The organism is Otoolea muris (assembly GCF_943193115.1).
Taxonomy (GTDB): Bacteria; Bacillota; Clostridia; order Lachnospirales; family Lachnospiraceae; genus Otoolea; species Otoolea muris.
The window spans coordinates 25,964-51,341 of sequence record NZ_CALPCY010000004.1; the positions used below are offsets into that span (position 1 = coordinate 25,964).

Below are 25,378 nucleotides of genomic sequence, written 5' to 3' on the forward strand. Positions count from 1 at the left end.
TCTCTGCCTGCTGCTTAAGCCCCCGGCCCCACAGCGGCAAAATCGTATCGTTTTCCTTACCCCGTTTGTCAGCGGAAGCTCTGGACAATGCTCGAAAACAGAAGCTCCCACCCGTCTACCGTCACAAAAAGCAGCAGCTTAAAGGGAAGGGACACCATCGTCGGCGGCAGCATTACCATACCCATGGACATCAGCGTCGTGGCAACCACTACGTCAATCAAAAGAAACGGAAGGTAAATGAGGAAACCGGCCGTAAAGCCTCTTTTCAGCTCATTAGTCATAAAGGCAGGAGTCACGACAGTCAGAGGGTAATCTTCCACATTCTCCTCCACCTCGCTTCCCGACAGCCTGACAAACAGATCCAGCGTGCTTTTCTCTGTGTTTCGCAGCATGAATTCCTTAATCGGGCCGCTGAGCCTTGTTACCGCCTCCTGCTGCGTGATCTCGCCCCGCACATACGGTTCATAGGCATTCTCCTGAAGCTGTCCCAGCACGGGATTCATGATGTACAGTGTCAGAAACAGGGCGATCCCGGTCAGGACCATATTCGGCGGCGTCTGCTGAACGCCCATCGCATTCCTCGTAAGGGCCAGAATAATGATGATCCGCGTAAAAGAGGTCATCATCACCACAAGCGAGGGCAAAAGCGCTACCATGGTCAGCGTGAAAATCGCGTCCAGGGCAGGCACGTTACCGCCGTTTAAGCCTGTCAGAAGTTCATTCATCTTCTTCCTCCTTCTTCTGTTTATGGGAGAAAGCGTATTTCTTCAGAACATCTCCGAACGCATGCTCTGCCAATATCCCCGCAGGCTGCGTATTCTCCTTAAGCTCCCCCTCAATCTCGGTCAGAAGCTCAATGCCGGCCGAACTGACTCCGAGAAGAAAACAATGCTCCTGCACTTTTACGAGAAGAAGCTGCCTGTCCGCTCCCACCTGAAGGCGTTCGAGGACGCGAATATTGCCGCCCGACGCCGCTCTCCCCCAGCTTCTCCCAAGGAGGCGGCTGCACCACCATGCCAGGAACAAGACGCATGCCACTGCCACAAGCGCTCCCGTCAGAGCTGTAAAGTCCTCCATCACAGGCACTCCGGAATCAGGTTCCTGGCTACAATCTCCGTAATTCTTATGCCGAAATTGTCCTCTACGACTACGATATCTCCTCTGGCAATACATTCCCCGTTTACATACAGGTCAGCCTGCTCTCCCGCCATCTTGTCAAGCACAACGAGCGAGCCCTGGGTAAATTCCAGAATATCCTTTACCAGCTTCTTGGTGCGTCCTATCTCCACGGAGATTTCGAGCGGAACCTTCATCAGCATCTCCTGATTGGTTCGGTTCTCCTGTCCGTCTCCTGCCTCGTCCTCCAGCACAGGGGAACTCATCGGGCGGATCAGGGAAGGCTCTGAGCTCTTCTTTGTCTCCTTTGCCTTGTTGTTCTCCCGCATGCTCTGCATAAGCTCCATCATCTGCATCTGGGACTGCTGCATCTGGTTTAAAAGCTGCAGCATCATCGGATCCTGAGCGGCCTGATAAACAGCCTGCGGCGCGGCATAGACAGGCGCGCTCTGCACAGGCGGTACGGGAACCGGGGCCGGAGCAGGCGCAGGCGCGGCTGGCTGTGAAGCCGCCATCATCGCCTCAATCTCCGCCTGTGACATCGCTGCTCCCGACGCGGCGGCCGGTTCGGCGGCTGGCTGTGAAGCTGCCATCATCGCTTCAATCTCCGCCTGTGACATCGTCGCTCCAGGCGCGGCGGCCGGTTCGGCGGCTGGCTGTGAAGCTGCCATCATCGCTTCGATCTCCGCCTGTGACATCGTTGCCCCCGACGCGGCGGCCGGCTCTTCTTTCTCCTCCTCCCGGGCCGGCGGCTCCGATTCATCCAGGCTCACCTGGAATGGCTCAAGGAGGCGTTTGACCAGATCCTCGGACATGATATTAAAGAACTCACTCTTTAACTGCCCTTCAATCTCCAGTGAAAAACGAACCACGACTCTGCTGCAGTTTTCCGGAAAATATTTTTCTTTAAAAACCGTGTCGCTCTCAATCTCAAAGGATACCGGAGTGGAGATATCCACAGGAATCCCTAAAAATTCGGCCAGCGCTGTGGCGGAGGAACCCATCATCTGGTTCATAACCTCACAGATTGCGCTGCGGTTCATCTCGTCCAGCTCGAACTGATCCGGCGGGATCTCCTCTCCCATCATCATCCCCACAATGATTCTGACGTCATTGCGGCTGAACATCATGATATTCCGGCCGTCCAGGCCCTTCACATAGGCAATCTCAACGCCCACTGCCGGCTCAAGCTTTTTGAATTCAAATTCACTGCCTGCAAGGATCCTGACAACAGGTGTGGTAATATTTACTGCCGTGCCCAGCATGGTGGAAACCGCGGTTGCCGAAGCGCCCAGGCTTATATTCATTATCTCGCCGATGGCGTCTATTTCCATTTCATTAAAGCTGTTAGCACCCATCCTTCTAATCTCCTTTTGTTATGCGTTATTTCCCTATATCTAATGCTCTCTGGGCCATCAGCTTCATTGCGTTTAAGGCTGTGACGTTTGCCTCGTAGGATCGTGTCGCGGACATGCTGTCCACAGTCTCTTTCAACAGATCCACATTGGGCATATTCACATAGCCCTCTTCATCTGCATCCGGATGATCCGGATTATAGACCCGCTTCATCTCCCGGTCGTCCTGTATAATCCCTGCAACCCTCACGCCTCTCGCCGCGCTGGCATATCCGCGGCCGTGCGATGCATTGCGCAAAGCTTCGCGAAAAGAATTGCCGCCAAAGCTTTCAAAGACGACATCCTTTCTCTGGTAGGAACCGCCTCCCTGGGTCCGGGTCGTGTCAATATTTGCGATATTCTCTGCGGCAATATCCATCCTGAGGCGCTGCGCGCTTAAGCCGGAAGCGCAGATATCAAACGAACCTAAAAATGCCATTTTAATTCCCCCTGCCTATTTGCCCAAAACGGCGTTGACGGTCTGGACAATCCTGTCTGCATTGAACGGCTTAACGATGAAATCCCTGGCTCCGGACTTAATAGCGTCCACTACCATACTCTCCTGGCCCATGGCTGTACACATCACAACCTTGGCTCCGGCGTCAGACTCTTTGATCTTCTTAAGCGCCTGCAGACCATCCATGTTCGGCATAGTGATATCCATAATCACCATATCCGGCTTCTCCTCGCCGTACTTCTGCACAGCTTCCGCGCCATCCTGCGCTTCCACAAAATCGGTATACCCGCTGGCGGTCAGCGCTTTTTTAATCATCATCCGCATAAATGCCGCATCATCAACCAACATAATCTTTGCCATTTTTATTTCCTCTCTTTTTCTTTAATTCGCAGCAGCTTTTAACTCCTCACTGACTGCCGCATAAATTCTCTATGTATAAAATCTGCTCAGATTTTAAAGCAGTCCGGTCATCCTTCGCCCGAGGCATACGCAGGTTCAAACTCCTCTGCGTTCTCTTCGCTCTCTTCGCTCTCGTAGGTCCTTTCTTCAATGCGTACAGCCACATTTTTCTTATATACGCCCATCTGTCCGGTAAACCAGGGCTGTCTGCCCACATACAGCTTCACGCTGCTGTTCTTGGGCTTGTTCAGATCAATGATGTCGCCCACCTTCAGATGATAGATATCCTTCAAGTCAAGCTCAACCGTACCAAGCTGCCCGGTTACCGGGAGCTGCGTATAACGGATATTGTCCATAATGATATCCTTGTTATCCTCATAGGCAAAGCCCCTCGCGATATGCTTACGGCTGTCTATCATGGAGAAGATAAATTCCAGAAGCGTACCCGGCATACAGATCCGGATTTTTTCCACCGCAAGGCCGGACACATCCACATTCAGGTGGATAATCGCCACCGTCTCGTCGAGTCCGAGCTCCTGCACCATGCTGGGATTCTCTTCTATCCTCTGTATCTGGAACAGGATGTTGATATAATTGGAAAATCCATCCTTTAAAGCCGCTGTAAAATACTCCACCACCCGGCGGTAAAGAGCCACCTCTACGTCGGAATAACGATACTCCGGCTCTACCTTCATTACTTCCTCGCCTCCGCCCAGCATACGGTTGATCAGGGTGATCACCAGGCCCGGCGTGACGTACATCATCAGAGGAACATTATTCTTTCCCCTGTCCACCACAGTGGCATCAATCAGCGTCATACAATCATTCTCATGGAATGCGTTTACATATTCATAATACCTGCGCTCCTGAACCTCCATCACCGTTATGTCTGTCATAACGCGGAAGATTCCGTTTACCTGGGAGGTAATGATCCGGGCGTAGTTTTCAAATACGCTGGTCAGGATCTTCATCTTCTCCTTTGTAAACTTCCGGGGACTGTAGAAGTCATACCTGCTATATTTCCTCTCATCTGCCTCCGGCTTTGGCTTCTGCGTCTGAGCTTGCTTCTGTTCAACTACCTCGGGCTCCTGCTCAGGTTCGCTGTTCTGCATGGACTTCAAAAGCGCGTCTATCTGACTTTGGGATAATACATCTGCCATTGCTTTAAGCCACCTTTTCTATATTATTCTGATGCCGGAACCTCGAATGAAGAAGGCATCGGAAGATCTCCTGCCACATCCGTATCAGCCGGGACTGCCGGCTCCACGGGGGCCGCTCCGTCTGCTGAGGGGAGCGGCATCGGGAAACCACCCTCAGGAGCTACATCACCAGTCGGAAGGGGCATCTGGAATTCTTCTGCCCCGGCATCCGCCGGAAGCTGCTCTTCCTCTCCTGTCAGAGGAGCCATCATGCTCGCCTCTGCGTCCGCATTCTCCGGCGCTCCCGGTTCTGAGGACTCAAAGCCATGTTCGCCAGTATCTGTCTGACCGCCGACGATGACTGTACTATCCTCGTTGATTCCGCTGGTGTACTCCTCATAATACTCATTCAATGAGCGCACATCCGCGCCTTCATCAATCAGCAGGAGCTCAACGCGCCGGTTCTGCGCCCTGCCCTCCCGCGTTTCGTTGGAGGCAATGGGCCGAAACTGACCGTAACTGACATCAATCATCTTCTCCGGATCCAGCACATTCTTGGCCTGCATATAGATAGTAACCTCAGCGGAACGCATGGCTGACAGCATACGGTCTGTCCTGGGATTGTTCGGCTTATCCGGATCGCCCTGCGCTGTATGAGCCATAATGTTTACCTGCTGGATCTGGCTGTTGGCCGGCCCCACCGCCTCGCAGAACACATCCATGACCTTCCTTCCCTCTGCCGTAAGCTGGGAGCTGTCTCCGTCAAAGAAAGCGTTGTCATGGAATACGATAAAGGTATAGCCGTCTCCGCGCGACACGGTTACGTCGTTAATCCCCTCTTCTTCCATCATCTCGGCGATGGTTAAGTACAGGGTATCCATATCCACTTCTGTCTCCGGAAGCTCGTCGAGTCCTGTGGAATCAGCATCATCGCTGATCTCGCCATTGATCACAACGTCGTCTATAATTTCCTTATCCGGAGTAATACTGCGGACAAATACTTCCCATTTCTTCGAGTCAAGGCTTGACATGGAAAACAGGAGAACAAAGAAACACAGGAGCAGCGTCACCATGTCCCCGTATGTATCCATCCAGTTTCCGCCGCCGTCTGTGGGACGATCCTTTTTTTTCATTAATCGTCACCCCCCGCAGCAGGCGTGGGAGCATTAGCCGCCTTGGAAAGCAGCTTTTTCTGCTGGGACTGCTTGAGGGAAGCAAGCAGATGCTCTCTTAAATATTTGGGATTCTCTCCCGCCTGGATCGCGATGATACCTTCAATAATCGTAGAGCAATACAGCTCCTCCTCATCCTGACGGATGCGGAGCTTTTTGGCAATCGGATGGAAGATCAGGTTCGACAGAACACTTCCATAGAAGGTGGTAATCAGCGCCACACCCATATCCTGGCCCAGGGTCGCAGCGCCGTCGCTGGAACCCAGATCCATGCCCTTAAGCATGTTTACCAGACCTACCAGCGTACCGATCATACCAAAGGCCGGCGCATAGGCAGATCCCTTTTCATAAAGCCCCGCCACCTGGTCATGACGGGTCATCTGGTTTTCCAGCTCCCGCTCCAGCAGCACGCGCACCCGATCCGGATCATTCGCATCGACGATCATCAAAAGACTCTGCTTTAAGAAGGGATCCTTGATCTCTTCCGCCTTTTCCTCCAGAGCGAGCAATCCGCTCTGCCTGGCCACCATCGCCAGATCCACGAGCTGATCCACGAGCTTCGGAATATTGTACTGCTTCCCCCGGAGCAAAACCATGAAATGTTTGGGCATATCCTTCAAAATCGATAACGGATAGCTTGCTATAATCGCCGCAAAGGTTCCTCCCACTACGATCAGGATACTGGGCATGTCAAAGAAATTCCCCAGCTTCGCTATGCCAATACCATTGACGATCAACACCGTTCCCAAAACGATTCCGATAATTGTTGTTAAATCCACCTTGCCGTACCTCCTATGCTATGCTGCTCTCTGCGCAGCAGTCCTATATTTGCACTGCTGCGCCCTTTGACTATTTTACAGGAGTTTATCCTTAAAAGCAACACAAGCATGCAAAAAAACTTTCACTTGCTGTAATATCTCCTCCACCGAATCCTTTACAAGGTAATAATCTCCGTTTACCATCATGACTTTCGTCTCCGGGATTGACTCGAGATATTGTATTTGGATGTAATTCAGATAAATGACTTCCCCGCTCAAACGGGTCATTTTAATCATCTGCGCCCTTCTTTCCCGTCACAGCAGCCATTCCGGGCCCCGAAAAGGGGCGCCGGGATGGCCGCTCTTTATATTATGTCATGGATTATCGTTTCATGTTTACTAATTCGTTTAAAATTTCATCGCTTACCGTGATAAGCTTGGAGTTGGCCTGGAAGCCTCTCTGGGTGGTAATCATGTCAGAGAACTGGGTTGCCAGGTCTACGTTGGATGCCTCCAGATAGCCTGTCATTAAATCTGACGTGGTACCGCCGGGGATAGTCGCCGACGATTTACCGGTATTATCGCCTTCTGTGGCTCCGTAGTAATACTGACCCTTTTTCGTCAGACCTTCCGGGTTCTGGAACGTGGCAATCGCTAATTTGCCAAGAGAAACAACGGTTCCGTCTATGGTTGAACCAGGCGTTGGATCTTTGATGGTAGCTGTTATCTCACCCAGCTTATTAACCTGAATATTAGCTAATTCCAGAACCGGATCGCTGGCTCCGCCTGTGCCTGATGAATACGAAGTGGCAGTGTCTGGGGCCCTCAGAGCTACCAACTTAGTCGTATCAATCGGATTCGTAGTCGTGTCGCTCGGATTCGTTCCCCTGAAGCCATATACAAATCTACCATTGCCATCTACCAGGAAGCCATTACTGTCGAGTTTAAACTGTCCCACACGGGTATAATCATAATCTACCTTTTTGATATCTGCAACAGCATCTGTAGGAACTGTAGGAGTGGAAAATGTTATAAAAAATCCATCTCCATTGATACTTGCGTTCAGTCCGCCCACATAGGTAGGTGTAGACGCCGTCATATCCGTTGCGATTGTTCCCATCAGGGCGCCGTAACCAAACTGAGCCGCGTTCGTACCGCCGGCATTGGTCGTTCCACCTGTCGATGCATTCGTCGTCTGATACATCGCCTCCTGGAAACTGTAAACCTGTGACTTAAAACCAAATGTATTCACGTTTGCGATATTATGTCCGATTACGTCCAGTTTATTCTGGTGCGCGCGCAGCCCTGCGACTGCTGAATCCATTGCTCTTAACATTTCTTTCCCTTTCTGCTGTTCTCTATGCCGGCCGCGCATCGGGCGTCCGGCACGGCCTCCTTAGCGGTCCTGCCTACATCAGAACAGCGCTGTCAATATTTGTGAAGATTTTTTTCTCTGTCTCGTCCTGCGACATGGTGGTGACAACGATGTTGTTCGGCACATTCACGATGAATACGCCTTCCCTGCCGATCACCGCTACGTCCCTTGCTCCCTTTTGCCGGGCCGCCTCCACCGCCTGCTCTAAATTTCCCAGAAGACGGCTGTCCATGCGGATGCCCCGTTCGTCCATGCGCTTTGCCGCGTGCTTTGAAAAGTTCAGGCTCTCATTGACCTTGCCCCGCAAAAGCTCCCCAAAGCTCGCCCCTGCATGCCCCGCCTGACTGACGGGCTGTGACTGTCTCCGATCTGCCCCGGAGGCACTCTCAACACTCAGATGATGTACTCCGTTTAAACCCATGATATGGTCCTTTCCAGCCGCGTATGAGGCTCAGCTACATGAAGAGAGTCGGATCATACAGCGGATTGCTGTTTTTATCGTTTGTACTGTTTCCCGCCAGCTTCGCGGCAGCTCCCGAGCTGCTATCGCCTTTGCCGTCTTCCTCGCCGCTTGATGCGTACGGGTCGTCAATCTTGCCCATGCCGAGCACGTGGGAAAGCGGGTATTTCTTGTTGTCGTCCTTCAGTTTAAATACCGGGGTTCCCGCTGTAAAGTCAACCGACTCTACAATACCGTATTTCACACCGCTCGGAACACTTCCCGTCCCGTTTTCATTCTCCTTTGTTATAGCGACCGTGATTTCCTGCCCTATCAGCCCGGCTGCATACGTCTGTGTGGATACCGCCGTGGATGTCTGAACGGACTCGGTCATTGCGCTTAAGGACTGCACCATCGCCATCTGTACCATCTGCGCCATCATCTCGCTGTTATCCATGGGATTGGACATATCCTGGTTCGCAAGCTGCGCTGCCAGAAGTTTGAAATAGCTTGTGATGGTCAGCGTATTCTTTTCATTCTGTCCCGGATTATAGGACGTCGGTGCGTACGGATCTGCCGTGCTGCTGACTGCTCCAACATCTGCCATTGCATCTCCTCCTTCTCTTAAACCAGCCCCAGGCGAAGCATCTGCGTAAAGGACTCCGACTGGTTCTTCTTATTCTGCTGCTCACGGCTTTCCTGCCGCTGCTGTTCTCTCTCCTGGCCTCCCTGGCCATCATCATAGGGCTGTTTCTGCTCCGGCGTGTACACAACCGTCTCCTGCCCTGTCTTTTCCTCCAGAATCCGGGCGATCTCGCCCGCTCTCTGGCTCAGGAGTTCCACGGTCTTCGGATTCGCCGACAGAATCGATACCGCCGCCTTTCCGGCCTCATATACGACCCGGATCGTCAGCTTTCCCAGCGAAGCGGGTTCCAGCTCAATCGTGAGCGTCCCGTTGCTCTTCGGAAGCGAGGAAGCCAGCCTGTTTCCCAGGTCATAGCCAAGCGTATCCGGCGATGTCTTAAGCGTCTGCGCCTTCTCCTGCGGGATCTCCCTGACATCAAATGCGTCCTGCGGCCGCCCTGCCGCCATATCGGAAACAGCCATCTTCTGAACCTCCGCCTCTTCTGTGCGGCCGTCCTGTCCGGTTCTGTCCTCCTGTGAATCAGCCTGCGGGGCAATGTCCGTCTTCTCCGTATCCTGTCCTCTGTCAGCGGACACCTCCTGCGGACGGAAATCCTCCTCGGATTTCTCCTTCACCGCTGCGGGTTCTGCCTTAACAGCCTTTTCCTCCGCGGGCTGCTCCGGCCTGTTCTGCCCTGCCGCCGCTGCATGTGGCTGCGCAGATAAAACATCCTGCGCCTCAGGCGTCTGCTGTACGGCCTCTGCCGGCTGTGCCTCCGTCTCCGGCAGCGCTTCTGGAATTACCCTCTCTGAAACGCCTGTCTGCGCCTGCAGCCCCTCCGCGGCTTTCACCGCCTCCGGCTGCCCTCCCAAAGCAAGCTCAGCCTCCGGCGTCCCGCCTGCTTCCTCTCCCGCGGCCTGCACCATCATCTGGCCCAGCGCTGCCTGGAGCTCCTGCATCGCTTTAGACGGATCCGCTTCCTCTTTAACAGGAACCGTATCTTTCTTGTCCTCATTTCCGACCGGCTTCCCGTTTGCGTCCTTATCCTGCCCTTTTACCGGAGCATCCTTTTTCTGCTCCCCGGAGGCAGCCCCATCCGCTTTGCCCTGCATCATGCTGGCAAAATCCGATTTGGACGTCTCCTTTGCGGATGCGGACGATGCGCTCCCCTTTTTGACGGACGAAGACTTCACAGACGAAGCTGCGGTCAGACGCGCCATGTCAATTCCAGCCATTCTTTCCCTCCTTTCTGAATGATCGTAACACTGTGTCAACTGGTTCTATATAATTATCAGCCGTCTCCGGCTGTAATTATCCGATTCGCTTACTCTCACTCCCCGGAGGACAAACCGCCCACCGTATATCCCCGCGTAACAAACTCCTCAATAAAGTTCTCCTCTTCCTTTGCCTCCGCTTTCCTGTACTCCTCCTGCCTGCGCCCCTTCAGTTTTTCAAACTTAGAAGCATCCACCTTAGCCGCAATCACCTGCTGCTTTTTCTTTTCCTCTTCCTTCTTCAAATGGCTGAGCTGCTCCTTGCGGATATTGATCTTCTCCTCCATCAGCCCGATACACATATCATACAGCCGAAAGCTCTCGATCGGCGCCCCCACGCTCTTCGACTCATCGAACCCGTGGTGAAACCCCATCAGCTCATCCTTCAGCCTGCGTATCTCTTCCTTTTTCTGATCCACCCGCCTGATAATCACAGCATGCTCCGCCTTCTCATTATCAAGAATCTGCTGCTTATAATCCAAAACCGTCTCAAGGCTGTACCGAAACCGCTTCATCACTCATCCCTCCGGACCTGCCGGCTTACCGGCTGACAATCTCTTCAATCATCTTCAGGGTTTCCTCATATGAAAAGCTCTCTTTGATATCCTGCTGTAAAAAGCCGTTGATGCGGTTAATCTTTGCCACCGCCTCGTCCAGGGCTATGTTCGTGCCCTTCTTGTAAGCTCCGATCGAAATCAGATCCGCGTTCTTCTGATATAGCCCCAGAAGATTTCGCATGCGCGCCGCGGCCTGCCTGTGGCCGTCTGACACAATCTCCACCATAAGCCTGGAAATGCTCGCCCCTATGTCAATAGCCGGGAAGTGATTTTCGTTGGCAAGCTGGCGGCTGAGTACGATATGGCCGTCCAGAATACCTCTGACCGTATCGGCGATCGGCTCGTTGGTGTCGTCGCCCTCGACCAGAACCGTATACACGCCTGTGATTGAGCCCTTGCTGAAATTACCGCTGCGCTCCAGAAGCTTTGGAAATTCGGCGTAAATTGATGGAGTATAACCTCTGGCAATCGGGGGTTCGCCGATTGCCAGGCCAATCTCGCGCTGCGCCATGGCATAGCGCGTCAGGGAATCCATCATCAGAAGGACGTCCATCCCCTGATCCCTGAAATACTCTGCTATCGTCGTGGCGACCAGCGGGCATTTCATGCGCAGCATCGCGGGCTGGTCCGATGTGGCGACCACCAGCACGGAGCGCTTCATACCCTCTTCCCCCAGGTCCTTCTGTATAAACTCCAAAACCTCGCGGCCGCGCTCGCCCACCAGGGCAATGACGTTAATGTCTGTCTTTACATTTTTGGCAATCATGCCCATCAGGGTGCTCTTTCCGACGCCGGATCCGGCGAAAATACCGATTCTCTGCCCTTTTCCTATGGTATTTAAGCCGTCAATCGCCTTGACGCCAAATTCCAGGCGTTCCCGGATCGGAGGACGGTTTAAGGGGTTCGTATAGGGGCTGTTGACCGTATAGCAGACGCTCCGGTCAATTGCCGGACCGCCGTCCATGGGCTCGCCCATGGCGTTTATAATCCTGCCGCGCAGGAAATCGCCGACCGGAACCTTTAAACGCCTCCGGGTATTTCGCACAAAGCTGCCGGATGTGATTCCGCTTGTGGCCTCATAGGTCATAAGCTGAATCCTGCCCTCCTTGAAGCCCACCACCTCAGCGGGCGTCTGGCGGCCCTCCTCTTCATTGTAAATCATCACAAGATCCCCAATCCCGGCCCGGCCTCCGGAGGCTTCCATGGACATACCCACAACATTTTCAATTTTTCCAATACGCCCTACTGTCTCGGACTTTTTAATGAGCTGGGGTATCTGTTCATACATATCGCATCACCTTATACTATGCAGACTATACGGAAACGCTGCCTAAAATCTCCCGCATATTGTCCATCTGTGTGTCTACGCTGATATCAATGATCTCATCCGGTACTTCGATGATGCAGCTCCCGCTCTGGGCCTTTTTCATCACAATGAATTTGATATTATCAGAAAGCCTTGACAGCTCGCCTATCACGTCTGCATCGGCCTGAGTCATCATCTCATAGTCTGTCTTTTCCATGTAAATCTTTACCCAGGCTGTCTTCTTCAGGCGTTCTGTCTCAGCCAGGATCATCCGCTTTATGATCTCGCCGCTGGACTCCAGGCTGATGTGAATCACCTTCTCCGCCACGGCCACGGCACAGTCCTTGAGTTCTCCCAGATACTGCCTGATACAGTCTTCCTTTGCCTCGCGGACCGATGCCAGGGCGCGTTCCATATCCTGCTTAAACTCTGTCAGAGTATCCTCGTATTCTTCACGGATCTCTGTGTGAGCCGTGTCTACGCCTTCCTGGCGTCCCTGCTCAAAACCCTCCTGATAGCCGTCCCCCAGCGCCTTTTTCTTCATCTGCTCCGCCTGCGCCCTGGCGTCCCGGAGGATCCCCTCGGCCATATCATTGGCCTTTTTGATGATCTCTCTGGCCTCTTCCTTGGCTCCTTCCCGGATACGGGATGCCTGGCGGTACATCTCCTCGTCCTGATCGAGGGAGACCCAGCGCCCCTCGGAGGGCTTTTGGATATCATTGACAAGAGACTTTGGCACAAAGGGCGTCTCCTTGCCCGGGGGCGGAGCAGGCGCCTGAACCGGAGGGATGAAGCTGCGGACATTCGCCGTTCTTCCGGCTGCCCTTACAATACCCTTACAAGAGGACATCTTCCTCATCGCCTCCCTTATTGATAATCACCTCGCCGGCATCTTCTAACTGGCGGATGATATTTACAATACGCTGCTGCGCTTCCTCTACGTCCTTGAGCCTTACATTGGTTGTAATTTCCAGATCGCCCTGAACCGTCTCCGCCATACGCTTGGACATGTTGGAGAAAAAGATCTGCTTCATCTCATCCGAAGCGTTCTTAAGGGCATATACGATATCCTTGGAATCGCAGTCACGCACAAAACGCTGTACAGAGCGGTCGTCCATGTCGAGGATGTTCTCGAATACGAACATCTTGTCGCGGATGCTCTGGCTCAAATCCGGATTGGTCTTATCCAGTTCGTCGAAGATACGTCTCTCATTACTGCGGTCTACATGGTTCATGACATCCGCCACGAAGTCCACGCCGCCGAGGTTCATGTTATCCTCACTCGTAATAATCGTCGCAAACTTGCGCTTCATCTCCTCCTCTACGATCGCGATCGCCTCAGGCGATACGCGGTCCATATTGGCCATACATTCAACGGTTGCTATACGCTTGGCATCCGGGAGCTGTTCCAGCACCTTGGCCGCCTGCTCCGGATCCATGTAGGCCATGATCAGGGCAATCACCTGCGCCCGCTCATGCTGCAGCAGGGAAAGGAGCGCCTTGGGATCCCCTTTCATAAAGAAGTTGAACGGCCTCGACTGAAGCGTCTTGGACACCTTCTCAAGCAGGGAACGGGCCGTAGTTTCGCCAAAAGCCTTTTCCAGAACGTCTCTCGCGTAATCCAGGCCGCCGTCTGTCATCATCTTATGCGTCAGGCACAGCTTGTAAAATTCATCGAGAGAGCTCTCTACCTGTGCGTTGGTGGTCTTGCCCATCCTGGCCACCTCAAAGGTCAGATCCTCAATATCCTGCTCATTTAAGTATTTATAAATCTGCGAGGCTCTGTCCGCTCCAAGAGAGACTACCACAATAGCGGCCTTCTGCTTCGTATCTAATGCTTTAACTTCTGCGTTCTCTTCCGAGGGCGCTTCCGCTTTATTTACGCTTACCTCTGCTCTCGCCACCGTCTTCCTCCCCTCTCAGCCAGCTCTGTACCAGCTTCGCTGCAATCTGCGGATTCTGTTCAATAAACTCGCCAATATTCTGTTTCAGTCTCAGGCTGTGCTGCATGCGCAGATTGAGAATCTCCTCGTTCTGCTCCATCTCGGCATTCTCTTCCCTGAACTGACGGGCCGCCTCTGTCTCAACAACAGGCGGCGTCTCGCCTTCCTGATTCTCTGTCTGCGGCCATTCGTCCGCGCTCTCCTCTAAGGCGATTGCCTTCTTCCTGCGGCTTCGGGCCAGGAGAAGGATGATGATCAGGAGGAGCAGCAGAAGCACGCCTCCGGCGATGAGGGCGATAATGATTGGGGTTGGGATGCCGGTCTCTGGTTCTGTACCCGCCTGTTTTGAATCTTCGTCTTCATCCTCTTCGCCTTCCGTTGCTGACGAAGCGCGGATAATCGTTATCTTATCCGCCGCCTGATCCTGCGCTATACCCGACGCGTTCGCCACCAGACTTATAAGATCCCTCTCATCAATACTCATATCCGCCGTATCAATCACAATCGCAATCGTCGTATTTTCAAGCACGCCCGGATCCACCTGACGCTGCTCGCGGAGCGTGTCAAAAAGCCACTCCCGGCTGGCGCTCCCATTCGCGTAAGTATCCGTGCCGTTCCCATTGCCATTCCCGGCCGTATAACGCGGTGTGTCTGCGTTCGCGTCCGCTCCTGCGACGCCTCCGGCCCCGTTTTCCTGCGTACCCTGGTTCTCAAAGGTTGTGTCTTCACGTTCCAGAAGGCCGGTCTTGTCTTCGGCGTCTATCTTTTCCGGAACCGTATATCTCGTCACTTCCTGTATCAGCTTATCCGTATTCAAAGTCCCTTTAACGGATACAGCTACATTGCCCTGCCCGTACAGCTTCTCCAGCACGCGGCGGACATTGCCTGCGATATGGTTCTCGATCTCGCTCGTAAGCTCTGTATATTCTCCGGAACCGCCTGTCCCGTCGTTCGCCCCAATCTCCACCATGGACTCTGCGTCGAACACTGACACATTCGTAAAGGTCATCCCGCGCACGGAGCGGGCGATGAGGTTCTTGATCGCGGCGGCCTGATTATCCGTAAGGCTTCTTCCGCTCTTCATGGTCACTGTAACCGCAGCGGAGGACTCCTCTGCCACCGTATCCAGAGCATATTTCTGCTCGCCCGCCTCCGCGATGGTCACCTTCGCGTCCTGAACACCTTCAAAGAGGCGGATCTGCGCGCCCAGGCGATCCTGAAGCTCATATTTGGTATACTGCTTCTTATCTGATTCGGTTGTCATGAGGCCGGAGTTATCCCGGTACATGTCGTATGTAAAACCGCTCTTGGGATAGCCCTGGCTGAGAAGCTGCACCCTGGCCTGATCCACACTCGCTGAAGGCATCCGTATCGCGCCGTCATTGTCATCATAACGATATGGATACCCCTGTTCCTGAAGGAGAGACACGACCTGCTGGGCCTCTTCCTGATTCAATCCCGTAAAGAGGACGCTGTAATCCCTCTGCGCCAGATAATTCAGCGCCACAACGCCCGAAATAGCGATCACCGCTGTCGCCGACACAATCGCTATCAGTAATTTTTTTGTTTTACCTGACAGGTTTTGCCAGTATTCTTTCATATTCTGCACCGTCTTCAGCCCTTTGCCCTATGTATTTCAACTTCTATACATTATACGCTAATCTTAATCAATTCATTATAGGATTCAAGCGCCTTGTTGCGCAAAGAGATTAAGAGGTCAACGCTCAGCGCCGCCTTTGCCTCCGCAATCGGCAGGCTGTGGGCATCGTCAAGCTGGCCTGTAGATAAAAGATACTGCTTATTCTCCACATCTGCCTGGGCTGTATAGACCTGCTGCACTGTGTTTTTAAACACGTCTCCGAAAAATGCCGCTTCCGTATTTTTGCCGTAGCTCCCCTTTTCTTCAAAAAGGCTGTTTACCGGCTCCCATGGCTTTATGGGGGTCATATATAATGGTTCCATCTTTTTTGCCCTTCCTTTTCCATTCTTACTTAATATAATATGTCTTATTTGCGAAAATGCCCTTCCCAATTTTACGGGAGCGCGCTATTGCGCGTTGAAGTGTTCACGAAGCAAAGCGAGACCGCCGCTTAAAAACTTCTGACCGCGCTCTGCAGACGGCTGATATCATTTCCTATTGAAGCAACCATATATTGGTATTCCAACGCCGTGCGTGCCAAATCCACCTGTTCCTGATCCATGTCCACATTATTTCCGTCCAGACGGGTTGACTCTGCTCTTGTGGTATGCAGGCTGGCCCTTGTGCTGTTGATCGCCTGTTCCACCTGCTTCATCGGCCTCCATCCTGCGCTGGCATCCTTTAACTTTTCTCCGAGAATATTCTCAAAACTGATATACTGGGATTTAAAGCCCGGGGTATCGTCGTTTGCTATATTGTTCAGCGTAACGGTCTGTCTTCCCCAGAGAAAATCAAGCATTTTCTCTGTCAGGGTAATCCCATTTCCATAGAATCCAAACATATGGCCACTTCATCCTTTCTTTCATACTATCTGATTAAGAAATACTTTTTTCTGTCTTCCGAATCTCACAGCCTCTTCTGGCCATACAGGAAGCCTGATTTCTGCTATCTCAATAAGCCGGGCAGTACAGACAGCCCGGACAAACCTGGAGGCAGCCTCCTCTGATTCAGATTTATTCCGAAAACCTGCCGCCCCTCTTCTCAGGCTGACGACAGTCGTAAAACCGGCGCAGAACACACGCATGGTTATAATATAAAACATTACAGCGTTCCTGCGAACTCCCCCGCATATGCCTGACATACCTCCTGCGGGCTCTTCTGACCCGCCCTGCTCCGCTTTTTCCTTTCTTAATTATAATCAAGCAGGTTCTTAATGAAGAATTGTTTTTATCCTGCTTCTTCATAATTACTCTCACCCATACTCAATTATGCTTCGGATATCTGCATTTCAGATTGCTTCAAAACCTCACAGTCTATACTGTCTTTCCCCCCTGACAGATGAGAACTGCACACATACTAATCTGTAAAGCTCATTTTACACCAGCTTTATGTACTTGTATAGTTTATCACCTTTTAGACACTAAATCAACCTTAAAATATCTTCTATATCTCAATTTTTAGACGATCTTAACATTCTTTTCAAGTCCTCACTGCCTGAAAATTGCCGGTTAAACGGACGTTTTGCCGTCCTACCGCTCTGACCGGCCTCCCAACGGTTTTCCAGCCGGACCAGTAATTCCCAGCGCCGCGCCTGGCAGGCAATAAAAAATTTAAATAATTTGAATTTTCCTTTTTTTTTCCTTTTTTTTTCCCTTATTGTATGTTATACTAAAATAGCTTATATAAACATTACGCTGTTACTTTCACAGAAGTTTTTACAAGAAAACTCTTTTTACATTGACCTGACAGCAGAAAGCGTTCTGTGAAGCTTCTGTCAAAATATCATGAATCCTCATAGCGCAGCGGAGGAATATCGAAGGAGGATACTTTTATGACACTGAAAAAGTGCAGCAGATGTACCGTCTATTCTATGAAGGGACAGAGGCTTGGGGAGGCCCGCGTTACGCATTTTGGAGATACCGTTACACTGTTTTTCAGCGACGCCCGATTAAGAGATCCGAAGATCAAAGCTAAGATAAATTTTTACGACGACGTTCTTGGTGTACTTCAGACTAATTGTACATTGAAGGTCGAACGAAATACCGTGGCAGGCGCCTCGGAGCCCCTGATGGCCGATTGTAAAATCACGGATGTGACCAATGTGATTCAGCGGCAAAAGGATGTGCGCGTTAAGGTCGAAATCGAAACCCCTTTTTTCTCGAACAAACGGGGCAGCTTTATGGGCGTTATTGATAATATCAGCGCTGGCGGAATTTACCTGATCACCAAGCAGACGCTGGAGCCGAATGAAATTATCAGCTTTGAATACCGCTTCAAATCCCTGGTGCGCCACTTTGACATCATGGCTATACGGGCAAAGCAGGAGAGCGGCGGCAGATATGGGTATGGATGCCGCTTTATCAACCTGACAGATGGGGCTGATGCGGCGATACGATCCTATGTGTATAAAAAACAGTTGGAGACAAGGATGGACAAATCAGAGACATAGTATTTAGATGAAACCAGGAGGTTTAAGGCATTTAAAAAGCAGGAAGGATATTTCCCGGCAGGATCCGGGAGATGAGCCTTCCTGCTTTATTATATTTAATGTACTCTCGGAATCTCTCTGCACCTGCCTTTGCGGCTGATTTTCCGCCAGATGCACCCAAATTTAATCAACGTACGCTCCACGTACGCCTCATAAATTTGTGCACATCTGACAAAAAATCATCTCACAAAATCAGGCGCAGCGAGATTCCGAGAGTACATTTTATATCTCTCCGTCCGCCCGGCTGTCCGGGCCGGCCGGTTAATCTCCTGCGCCCTATCCCTCCATCTGCCGCCCCAGAAACCCGGCCGCTGTTGAAACCAGCTTCATTTCTGTCTCGCCGAACTTCGCTTTTGGCTCCCTGCTTAAAATTGCCACTGCGCCTATCGCGTCTCCCTCACAGATGATGGGGACGATCGCCTCTGCAGTCACGCCTTCCGGTTCGTCCATGATTAACGGCACATAAGCTTTATCCTCTTTCACGGCCAGAACATTCATTCTCTCTGTGATGATATTTTCCAACTGACGGCTGACCGGCTTTTGCAGGTAATCCTTCTTAGGCCCGCCCGATACGGCGATCACCTGATCCCGGTCTGTCATGCATACCATCAGTCCCGTAGACTGGGCCATGGCCTCTGCATACTGTACGGCAAACGCTGCCAGTTCTACCATGGGCGAGTATTTTTTCAGGATGATTTCTCCTTCGCGATCCGTAAATATTTCCAGAGGAGTACCCTCCCGAAGCCGCAGTGTACGACGGATTTCTTTGGGGATAACGACTCTTCCTAAATCATCGATTCTTCTTACAATTCCTGTAGCTTTCATAAAAAATTCCTCCATTTACTGTACTGTCCGGTTCTGGATGTAGTATCTGTAAAATGGGGGAATTTATACTGTTCAAATCTTTTGGATTTTAATGCCATGAAGTGATGAGGCCCATCTAAAGCCTTCCTAAAAACGCAGCACAACCCCAGCCGCCGCTGAACATATAATATAGACAATCGGGTGCTTTTTAAACTTTTTAAGCCCGACATACACAGCTACAGCCAGAATAACCGCCTTCACATTCAGCCCCGGAAGAGCTGTCACCGCCTCATCATCCATGGTAAGAAAGGCAATTTTGGCCACCCCGAGCCCGGCAGCGGCGATCAGGGCCGCCGACGCGGCGCGCAGCCCGTACAGGACATTCTGCACCACAGGAGCGCTTTTGAAGCGGTCAAGCACTCTGGAGATGATCAGAATGATTATCACAGACGGCAGCACAAGACTTAACGGCGCTATGAGGGCCCCTGCTATCCCTTCTATATGAAAGCCAACATATGTTGCCATATTCACGCCCATGGGGCCCGGCGTCGATTCGGAGATCGCGATCATATTGGAAATATCCTGATACGTATACCAGCCCGTCTCTCTCGATATCTCATAGAGAAAGGGAAGCGTGGCCAGGCCGCCGCCTACTGCAAAGAGGCCGCAGCTAAAAAAACGGATAAAGATTTCAAGATATACATTCATGCCTGCTTCCTCTCCCTTTTTCCTGTGTTCTTATTCCCTGTGCTCCCTTTTATCATCACGCCGGCAACTCCGGCCGCTGCCACGAGGATGGCAGACGACACGTTCGTAAAAAGCGAGATGCCCAGAACGATCAAAAATATGATTTTCGCCGCATTGTCAACCAGAGCCTTTTTTCCAAGCTTTAACACCGCGTCAAAGATCAGCACGCAGACGCATGCCCGGATCCCGGCAAAGGCGCTGCTCACAAACCAGAGATCCATAAAATTAGAAATAAACGCTGTGATCACAGTGATAATCACCAGAGACGGGGCGATTACACCCAGGGTAGCCATAATTGCTCCCGGGATGCCTTTTACCTTATAGCCGATAAATGTGGCGGTATTGATTGCGATGATCCCCGGCGTACACTGTCCGATGGCGTAGTAATCCATCAGCTCCTCCTCTGTGGCCCAGTGTTTATTGTTCACCACCTCTTTTTCCAGCATCGGAAGCATGGCATACCCGCCGCCGAACGTAAAGCCGCCAATGCGGGCGAAAATGATAAACATCTCAAGCAGTTCTTTCATATTTCTTTTCAGCTCCTCCTTACATAACTCTTATTGTCAGGCGCCGTTTCGGATGGACGCCTCAGAGGGTATCATAGCAAATTTTCCTGGGATTGTAAATCCTGCCATCACATTTTAATATTGGTTAAAATAAGCTGAACTTTTTCCTGTTTTTTTCACGAATAATGTGCTAAACTTACGTTACAGAGCAAGATGTACTTGGCGGAACATCGGCTGCAAAAGCGGGAGCAAAGAGGCTCCGGGAGTACATCAAGATGAAAGGGAGGAGAATCTATGAGAATTGATCAGCATCCCATCCTCGAATTTGACCGCGGTGAAAAGGTCACCTTTTTCTACAACGGCCAGGAAATCGATGGATACACGGAGGAAACCATTGCCGCCGCGCTCCATGCGGCAGGCATCCGCACTCTCGGGCACAGCCCGGAGCTGCACCGGCCCAGAGGGTTATTCTGCGCAATCGGCAACTGTTCTTCCTGTTTTATGACCGTGGACGGACAGCCCAATGTACGCGTGTGTGTGACAAAAGTAAAGGCCGGCATGCATGTGGAGGAACAGGAAGGAAAGGGGGTTATCCGGAATGATTAGAGAGGCTGAGGTCCTTGTCATCGGCGGAGGTCCCGCCGGGCTGTGCGCGGCCGCGGCAGCCGCTTCCCTGGGCGCCAGGGTCCTGGTCTGCGAAAGGGATTACGTCCCCGGCGGCCAGCTCGTGAAGCAGACCCACAAATTTTTCGGCTCCGAAAAGCAGTACGCCGGAGATCGCGGCATACATATCGGCAAACGTTTAGTTGAAAACGCAATGGCGGATCCGAATATCGAGATCTTAACCGAAGCCACGGTGCTCGGTATCTATGAGGACGGCATTGTCACCGTGCTCCATGACAACCGCCACTTAAAGATTTGCCCTCAGAAGACGATTGTCACCACAGGCGCATCCGAAAAGTTCCTCGCCTTCCCGGGCAACGACCTTCCGGGCATTTACGGCGCGGGCGCGGTGCAGACCCTGATGAATGTGGCGGGCGTGAAGCCTGCCGAGCGCGTCCTGATGGTCGGCGCCGGAAATATCGGCCTGATTGTATCCTATCAGCTCATGCAGGCCGGCGTAGAGGTGGCGGGCGTGATCGAAGCCGCTCCGAAAATCGGCGGCTATCTGGTGCACGCCTCCAAGATCCGCCGCGCGGGCGTTCCGATCCGCACGGGCTACACCGTCAAGGAAGCGCACGGGGACGGAAAGCTTGAGGGCGTTACCATCTGCAGGCTTGACGAGAAATGGCGGCAGATCCCGGGTACAGAGGAGGAGATCGCCTGCGATACCCTGTGCCTCGCCGTTGGCTTAACGCCTCTGACTGAGCTCTGCTGGCAGGCGGGCTGCGAGATGGCCTTCGTCCGCGAATTATCCGGCCATGTGCCGTTAGTCAATGAAGATCTGGAAACCACGGTTTCCGGCATCTACGCCGCCGGAGATGTATCCGGCATCGAAGAGGCGTCCTCCGCTATGGTAGAAGGACGGCTTGCCGGCTATGCAGCGGCCGAAAGTCTGGGCCATGAGCCTGAGCGTGCCAGAGAGCTGAAGGAAATGGCGGCCGCCGAGCTTTCCGAGCTTCGCTCCGGCCCCACAGGCGCAAGGATCCTCGCAGGGCTTACAAAGGCATCCGGCCTGCTGGCTTCAAAGAAGGGAGGACAAGCGGTATGTTAATTCAAAACGGAATTCCCACAGCGGAAGATATTTTAAGCGTTGCCCCTTCCGAGGAGCGCTTTGCAAGGGGAGCGGTTGCCATCGCGGAGTGCTTTCAGAAGATTCCCTGCAATCCCTGCACAAAAGCCTGCGTGAAACAGGCAATCCGGATGGAACCCGATATCAACGAGACCCCGAAGATCGACTTTGACGTCTGTAACGGCTGCGGCGCGTGTATCGCGAGATGTCCCGGCCTTGCCATCTTTGTGGTTGACAAGACCTACAGCGACACCGAGGCGCTTGTAAAGCTCCCCTTTGAGTTTCTCCCGGTTCCAAAGGAAGGACAGCTCGCCTGCGGTTTAAACCGTTCCGGCGAGGAGCTGGGATGGTTCCCGGTTGTAAAAGCCGTCTCAGGAGGGAAGAAAAACATGACCTGGACCATCACTCTGGCTGTTCCCAAAGAGCTGGCCATGGAGGTTCGGAATATCAAGGCAGGAGGTTATCAGGATGGACGATAAAAATACGATTCTCTGCCGGTGCGAGGATTTAACAAGAGAAGCGATTCTTGACTGCATCAAGGCCGGTTACTGCACCATTGACGAGATTAAACGCGTAACCAGGGCCGGCATGGGACCCTGCCAGGGGCGCACCTGCCGCATGCTCATTGCCCAGGAGCTCTCCTCCTATTACGGGATTCCCATGGAGGAGGTTCTGATGACGACCTTCCGCCCGCCCACAAAACCCATCAGTATGGGCGTTCTGGCGGACGCTTATGAGGAAGGAGGCGCTGAGGAATGAAAAAAGGCTATGACGTGATTATCATCGGCGGCGGTATCGTCGGATGCGCAACTGCGTTTGAGCTGGCCAAACGGGGCATCACGGATGTGCTCCTGATCGAAAAGGGCTACTTATCCTCCGGCGCCACCGGGCGCTGCGGGGCCGGTATCCGCCAGCAGTGGGGATCCGAGCTCAATGCCCGCATCGCCATGGAGAGCACCCATATTTTTGAGAATCTGGAGGAATACACTGGCTACAGCCATAGCTGCGGCCTTCACCAGGGGGGGTATCTCCTTGTGGCCTACACGGAAAAGGAATGGGCGCAGTTTCAGGAGAACTTAAAGGTTCAGCACTCTCTGGGCATTGACTCCCGGGCCGTTGACTTAAAAGAGGCAAAGGAAATCGTTCCCTGCCTGAATACCGAAGGGATGTTCGGCGCCACCTTCTGCCAGAAGGACGGACATGCGGATCCCTTCCACTGCACCCAGGCATACGCCCAGGGCGCAAAAAGGATGGGCGTGGAGTTTCTGACCTATACCGAGGCCACGGGCCTCATCATCCGCGGCGGTCATATCGCCGGCGTGGAAACCACAAAGGGGACTTTCGAGGCTTCCACTGTGATCAACTGCGCCAATGTCCGCGCGCCGGAGCTGGCGAAGATGGCCGGTGAGGATCTTCCCATTGTATCAGAACGCCATCAGGCCCTTGTGACAGAGCCCGTGGCCCCGCTCATTGACTGTATGGTGATGTCCTTCCACCGCTCCTATTACGTGCAGCAGACCCCGCATGGCAGCTTTGTCATGGGCATCGGCCCCAAGGAAGAGCCCAGCTTTAACTTCAAGTCAAGCTGGCAGTTCTTAGAGAAAAACTGCGCCGTGATGTGTGAAGCGCTTCCCATCCTGCGAAAGCTCAATGTCGTGCGCCAGTGGGCCGGACAGTACGACTTAAGCCCGGACCGCAATCCCATTATCGACGAGGCAAAGGAGGCCAAAGGCTTTTACAGCGTCTGCGGCTTCTCCGGCCACGGCTTTATGGTCGCCCCGCGTATCGCGATCCTCATGGCAAACCATCTGGCAAACCAGGAGGATACCATGGATATCCATATGTTCAGCCAGGAACGCTACAAGACAGGCAAGCTCCTGTTAGAGCCCGCTGTTGTCTAAGCAGGCGCAGAGAGATTCCGGGCCTGCATTAAGCAGCCGGGCAGGGGAAACGGTTTTCTCCGTGCCCGCCGCGCGGCCCGCGCATAAAAAAGGGAAATCTCCCGGAACACAATCCGGCGGATTTCCCTTTTTTACGCGCGGTCCCGGCTCAGACCGTCCTCTCTTGCCCCGCTTCCTTCTCATCTTCCGGGAGAAGCGCAAACTGATTCCTGCCGTTTTCTTTGGCAAAATAGAGCGCCCGATCCGCCCGCCTGATTACTTCCTCATACACGTCGCCCTTTGCGAAGAAGGAAACGCCCATGCTGATTGTAAATTCTGCTTCATCCCGGAAAGTCTGCACGAGCCGTTCTGCGATGCCCCGCACGATAAACTCGTCGCGCAGCTCCCACAGCCAGATACAGAATTCATCGCCGCCATACCGGCTCACCACATCGTCATGGCGGACCTCCTGCTTCAGCAGGGAGGCGGCATACTGCAGCGCCCGGTCTCCGGCTACGTGGCCCTTTGTGTCATTGATGTTTTTGAAATTATCGATATCCAGGAAAAAGCAGCATCCGCTTCCTCCCTTTTCCAGATGGCGCTCCAGCATATATCTCGCTGTCTTCCGGTCATACACATCTGTCAAGAAATCTCGCTTTCCCTTTTCCGTCTCCTGACGAATCCGGTACATGATCATACCCGCCAGAATTGCCACGCCGATAAAGCAGATAATCGTTATAGTGGAAATTAGAAGCAGATCCCGCCGCATCGCCCCTTTTTCCTTCTGGTATGCCTGCGCGTCCACCAGCGAAATGATACACCAGTCCTCCACTCCTGCAGGCTGATGGTACAAAAGCCGTCTGCGGCCGCTGCTGACATATTCCAGAAACCCCTTCTCCTTATTCCTGATAGACGCCTTCAGCCGTTCTACTGCATCCTCTCTGCGGTGATCCATACCTTCCATCATCTCATAAAAATCAGAGAACGCATCCATTCCGGCATAGCTGAAAACCACCTTTCCCTTTTCGTTTATCACCAGCGTTGTACCGCTGTCAGTGCGGTCAACGGAATTTAAAGAATTCCCCAAATCAACACAATTGAACTCTTCGCACAAGACGCCGGTGATGCTGCCGTCCGCCCCGTAGCGCGGCACCGCGATCACCAGGCTGCCTTCTCCTGAAAAGCCGGCCGGCCGGATCTCATAAGCGACCTGCTCCCCGTTCATAACCCGTTTGTAATAGTCACAATCCGAAATGTCCCTGTTCTCCGAATTACCGTACCACAGCTCCCCGTCTGTATCAGCCGCGCCTATACGGGCCCCCGAGCCCGCGCAGCTGCAAATGGTCTTTACCCAGTTATCACGGCTGTCTCCCGGCTCACTCCCGCAAAAGGAGGCCATAATCCGCAGCCGTTCCGCCCGGCTGTCAAGAGTGGCGCGCAGCACAATCATCCCGATATCACTATATTTGCGCAGTGCAACCTCTGTCTGATAGGAAATCCAGCTCTTAAATACTCTGTAATACAGAAAACCGTTTCCCACCATAATACTAAGCAAAAAAATCAACACGGCCACAAAATGCTTCAAACGTCCGCTCTGTCCCCTGCTCCGCACCATTCCTCACCTCCTT

Annotated in this window: 30 protein-coding genes; 6 read left to right on the forward strand and 24 right to left on the reverse strand. The window is 52.7% G+C overall.

Translation table 11 applies throughout. The features are described from left to right. Positions 1-68: 68 nt before the first annotated feature. The 20 genes from fliP to flgB form a co-directional block, all read right to left on the reverse strand. The gene (fliP, locus tag NFS31_RS04130; RefSeq protein WP_251491925.1) at positions 69-725 is read right to left on the reverse strand and encodes a flagellar type III secretion system pore protein FliP; all 657 of its coding nucleotides are present in this window, start codon (positions 723-725) and stop codon (positions 69-71) included. Further along, positions 718-1,077 carry a flagellar biosynthetic protein FliO gene (gene fliO / locus NFS31_RS04135; protein ID WP_251491926.1) on the reverse strand — a complete coding sequence of 120 codons (360 nt, stop codon included), beginning with the start codon at positions 1,075-1,077 and terminating at the stop codon, positions 718-720. The genes fliP and fliO overlap by 8 nt, the downstream gene beginning before the upstream one ends. Then, on the reverse strand, positions 1,077-2,474 hold the full coding sequence (gene fliN / locus NFS31_RS04140; protein WP_251491928.1) for a flagellar motor switch protein FliN: 1,398 nt from the start codon (positions 2,472-2,474) through the stop codon (positions 1,077-1,079). Before fliN ends, fliO begins: the two co-directional genes overlap by 1 nt. 25 nt (positions 2,475-2,499) lie before the next feature. Next, positions 2,500-2,949 carry a flagellar basal body rod protein FlgC gene (gene flgC, locus NFS31_RS04145; RefSeq protein ID WP_251491930.1) on the reverse strand — a complete coding sequence of 150 codons (450 nt, stop codon included), beginning with the start codon at positions 2,947-2,949 and terminating at the stop codon, positions 2,500-2,502. A 15-nt stretch (positions 2,950-2,964) separates the two neighbouring features. Beyond that, entirely contained in the window at positions 2,965-3,327 is a 363-nt protein-coding gene (locus tag NFS31_RS04150) for a response regulator (RefSeq protein WP_160225319.1), read from the reverse strand. A gap of 107 nt (positions 3,328-3,434) precedes the next feature. Continuing rightward, the gene (locus NFS31_RS04155) at positions 3,435-4,526 is read right to left on the reverse strand and encodes a flagellar motor switch protein FliM (protein WP_251491932.1); all 1,092 of its coding nucleotides are present in this window, start codon (positions 4,524-4,526) and stop codon (positions 3,435-3,437) included. Positions 4,527-4,549: 23 nt separating this feature from the next. Next, positions 4,550-5,638: an OmpA/MotB family protein gene (locus NFS31_RS04160; protein WP_251491934.1), complete on the reverse strand. Its 1,089-nt coding sequence runs from the start codon at positions 5,636-5,638 to the stop codon at positions 4,550-4,552. After that, complete coding sequence (locus tag NFS31_RS04165; protein WP_251491936.1) at positions 5,638-6,456, reverse strand: motility protein A; 819 nt, start codon at positions 6,454-6,456, stop codon at positions 5,638-5,640. Before NFS31_RS04165 ends, NFS31_RS04160 begins: the two co-directional genes overlap by 1 nt. Before the next feature lie 75 nt (positions 6,457-6,531). Then, the gene (locus NFS31_RS04170; protein ID WP_251491938.1) at positions 6,532-6,732 is read right to left on the reverse strand and encodes a flagellar FlbD family protein; all 201 of its coding nucleotides are present in this window, start codon (positions 6,730-6,732) and stop codon (positions 6,532-6,534) included. A gap of 85 nt (positions 6,733-6,817) precedes the next feature. Then, complete coding sequence (locus tag NFS31_RS04175; RefSeq protein WP_251491941.1) at positions 6,818-7,771, reverse strand: flagellar hook-basal body complex protein; 954 nt, start codon at positions 7,769-7,771, stop codon at positions 6,818-6,820. Between the two features lie 73 nt (positions 7,772-7,844). Then, the gene (locus NFS31_RS04180) at positions 7,845-8,234 is read right to left on the reverse strand and encodes a TIGR02530 family flagellar biosynthesis protein (RefSeq protein ID WP_416389425.1); all 390 of its coding nucleotides are present in this window, start codon (positions 8,232-8,234) and stop codon (positions 7,845-7,847) included. A 31-nt stretch (positions 8,235-8,265) separates the two neighbouring features. After that, positions 8,266-8,856, reverse strand: a complete 591-nt coding sequence (locus tag NFS31_RS04185; RefSeq protein ID WP_251491947.1) for a flagellar hook capping FlgD N-terminal domain-containing protein — start codon at positions 8,854-8,856, stop codon at positions 8,266-8,268. 17 nt (positions 8,857-8,873) lie between these two features. Beyond that, positions 8,874-10,109 carry a flagellar hook-length control protein FliK gene (locus NFS31_RS04190; RefSeq protein ID WP_251491949.1) on the reverse strand — a complete coding sequence of 412 codons (1,236 nt, stop codon included), beginning with the start codon at positions 10,107-10,109 and terminating at the stop codon, positions 8,874-8,876. A 95-nt stretch (positions 10,110-10,204) separates the two neighbouring features. Beyond that, positions 10,205-10,663, reverse strand: coding sequence for a flagellar export protein FliJ (fliJ, locus tag NFS31_RS04195; protein WP_251491951.1), 459 nt, complete (start codon positions 10,661-10,663; stop codon positions 10,205-10,207). 25 nt (positions 10,664-10,688) lie between these two features. Then, the gene (locus tag NFS31_RS04200; RefSeq protein ID WP_251491953.1) at positions 10,689-11,993 is read right to left on the reverse strand and encodes a FliI/YscN family ATPase; all 1,305 of its coding nucleotides are present in this window, start codon (positions 11,991-11,993) and stop codon (positions 10,689-10,691) included. A 25-nt stretch (positions 11,994-12,018) separates the two neighbouring features. Then, positions 12,019-12,750: a FliH/SctL family protein gene (locus tag NFS31_RS04205; protein ID WP_251491955.1), complete on the reverse strand. Its 732-nt coding sequence runs from the start codon at positions 12,748-12,750 to the stop codon at positions 12,019-12,021. Positions 12,751-12,847: 97 nt separating this feature from the next. After that, positions 12,848-13,915: a flagellar motor switch protein FliG gene (fliG, locus tag NFS31_RS04210; protein WP_251491958.1), complete on the reverse strand. Its 1,068-nt coding sequence runs from the start codon at positions 13,913-13,915 to the stop codon at positions 12,848-12,850. Next, positions 13,887-15,563: a flagellar M-ring protein FliF C-terminal domain-containing protein gene (locus NFS31_RS04215; protein WP_251491960.1), complete on the reverse strand. Its 1,677-nt coding sequence runs from the start codon at positions 15,561-15,563 to the stop codon at positions 13,887-13,889. Before NFS31_RS04215 ends, fliG begins: the two co-directional genes overlap by 29 nt. A gap of 41 nt (positions 15,564-15,604) precedes the next feature. Continuing rightward, positions 15,605-15,916, reverse strand: a complete 312-nt coding sequence (locus tag NFS31_RS04220) for a flagellar hook-basal body complex protein FliE (protein WP_251491962.1) — start codon at positions 15,914-15,916, stop codon at positions 15,605-15,607. A gap of 128 nt (positions 15,917-16,044) precedes the next feature. Further along, complete coding sequence (flgB, locus tag NFS31_RS04225) at positions 16,045-16,434, reverse strand: flagellar basal body rod protein FlgB (protein ID WP_251491964.1); 390 nt, start codon at positions 16,432-16,434, stop codon at positions 16,045-16,047. 990 nt (positions 16,435-17,424) lie between these two features. On the opposite strand from flgB, the gene NFS31_RS04230 reads away from it, so the two are divergent. After that, positions 17,425-18,042 (forward strand): PilZ domain-containing protein, encoded by a 618-nt coding sequence (locus tag NFS31_RS04230; protein WP_251491966.1) that lies wholly within the window; start codon positions 17,425-17,427, stop codon positions 18,040-18,042. Positions 18,043-18,357: 315 nt separating this feature from the next. On the opposite strand, the gene spoVT is transcribed toward NFS31_RS04230, so the two are convergent. The 3 genes from spoVT to NFS31_RS04245 form a co-directional block, all read right to left on the reverse strand. Next, positions 18,358-18,906, reverse strand: coding sequence for a stage V sporulation protein T (gene spoVT, locus NFS31_RS04235; RefSeq protein ID WP_275563871.1), 549 nt, complete (start codon positions 18,904-18,906; stop codon positions 18,358-18,360). A 126-nt stretch (positions 18,907-19,032) separates the two neighbouring features. Continuing rightward, positions 19,033-19,593, reverse strand: a complete 561-nt coding sequence (locus tag NFS31_RS04240) for a chromate transporter (protein ID WP_251491970.1) — start codon at positions 19,591-19,593, stop codon at positions 19,033-19,035. Further along, entirely contained in the window at positions 19,590-20,159 is a 570-nt protein-coding gene (locus NFS31_RS04245; RefSeq protein WP_251491973.1) for a chromate transporter, read from the reverse strand. The genes NFS31_RS04240 and NFS31_RS04245 overlap by 4 nt, the downstream gene beginning before the upstream one ends. A 273-nt stretch (positions 20,160-20,432) precedes the next feature. On the opposite strand from NFS31_RS04245, the gene NFS31_RS04250 reads away from it, so the two are divergent. The 5 genes from NFS31_RS04250 to NFS31_RS04270 are packed head-to-tail and all read left to right on the forward strand — an operon-like array spanning position 20,433 to position 23,771. Then, a complete protein-coding gene (locus NFS31_RS04250; RefSeq protein ID WP_251491975.1) occupies positions 20,433-20,744 on the forward strand; it encodes a (2Fe-2S)-binding protein in 312 nt (103 codons plus the stop codon). Then, entirely contained in the window at positions 20,737-21,852 is a 1,116-nt protein-coding gene (locus tag NFS31_RS04255; protein WP_331482484.1) for an NAD(P)/FAD-dependent oxidoreductase, read from the forward strand. Before NFS31_RS04250 ends, NFS31_RS04255 begins: the two co-directional genes overlap by 8 nt. Beyond that, the gene (locus tag NFS31_RS04260) at positions 21,846-22,349 is read left to right on the forward strand and encodes a 4Fe-4S dicluster domain-containing protein (RefSeq protein ID WP_251491977.1); all 504 of its coding nucleotides are present in this window, start codon (positions 21,846-21,848) and stop codon (positions 22,347-22,349) included. Before NFS31_RS04255 ends, NFS31_RS04260 begins: the two co-directional genes overlap by 7 nt. After that, positions 22,339-22,629 (forward strand): (2Fe-2S)-binding protein, encoded by a 291-nt coding sequence (locus tag NFS31_RS04265; RefSeq protein ID WP_251491979.1) that lies wholly within the window; start codon positions 22,339-22,341, stop codon positions 22,627-22,629. The genes NFS31_RS04260 and NFS31_RS04265 overlap by 11 nt, the downstream gene beginning before the upstream one ends. Beyond that, the gene (locus tag NFS31_RS04270) at positions 22,626-23,771 is read left to right on the forward strand and encodes an NAD(P)/FAD-dependent oxidoreductase (protein WP_251491981.1); all 1,146 of its coding nucleotides are present in this window, start codon (positions 22,626-22,628) and stop codon (positions 23,769-23,771) included. The genes NFS31_RS04265 and NFS31_RS04270 overlap by 4 nt, the downstream gene beginning before the upstream one ends. A gap of 148 nt (positions 23,772-23,919) precedes the next feature. Here the strand turns inward: NFS31_RS04270 and NFS31_RS04275 are convergent, their stop codons facing one another. After that, positions 23,920-25,365 carry a sensor domain-containing diguanylate cyclase gene (locus tag NFS31_RS04275; protein WP_251491983.1) on the reverse strand — a complete coding sequence of 482 codons (1,446 nt, stop codon included), beginning with the start codon at positions 25,363-25,365 and terminating at the stop codon, positions 23,920-23,922. Positions 25,366-25,378 lie beyond the last annotated feature (13 nt).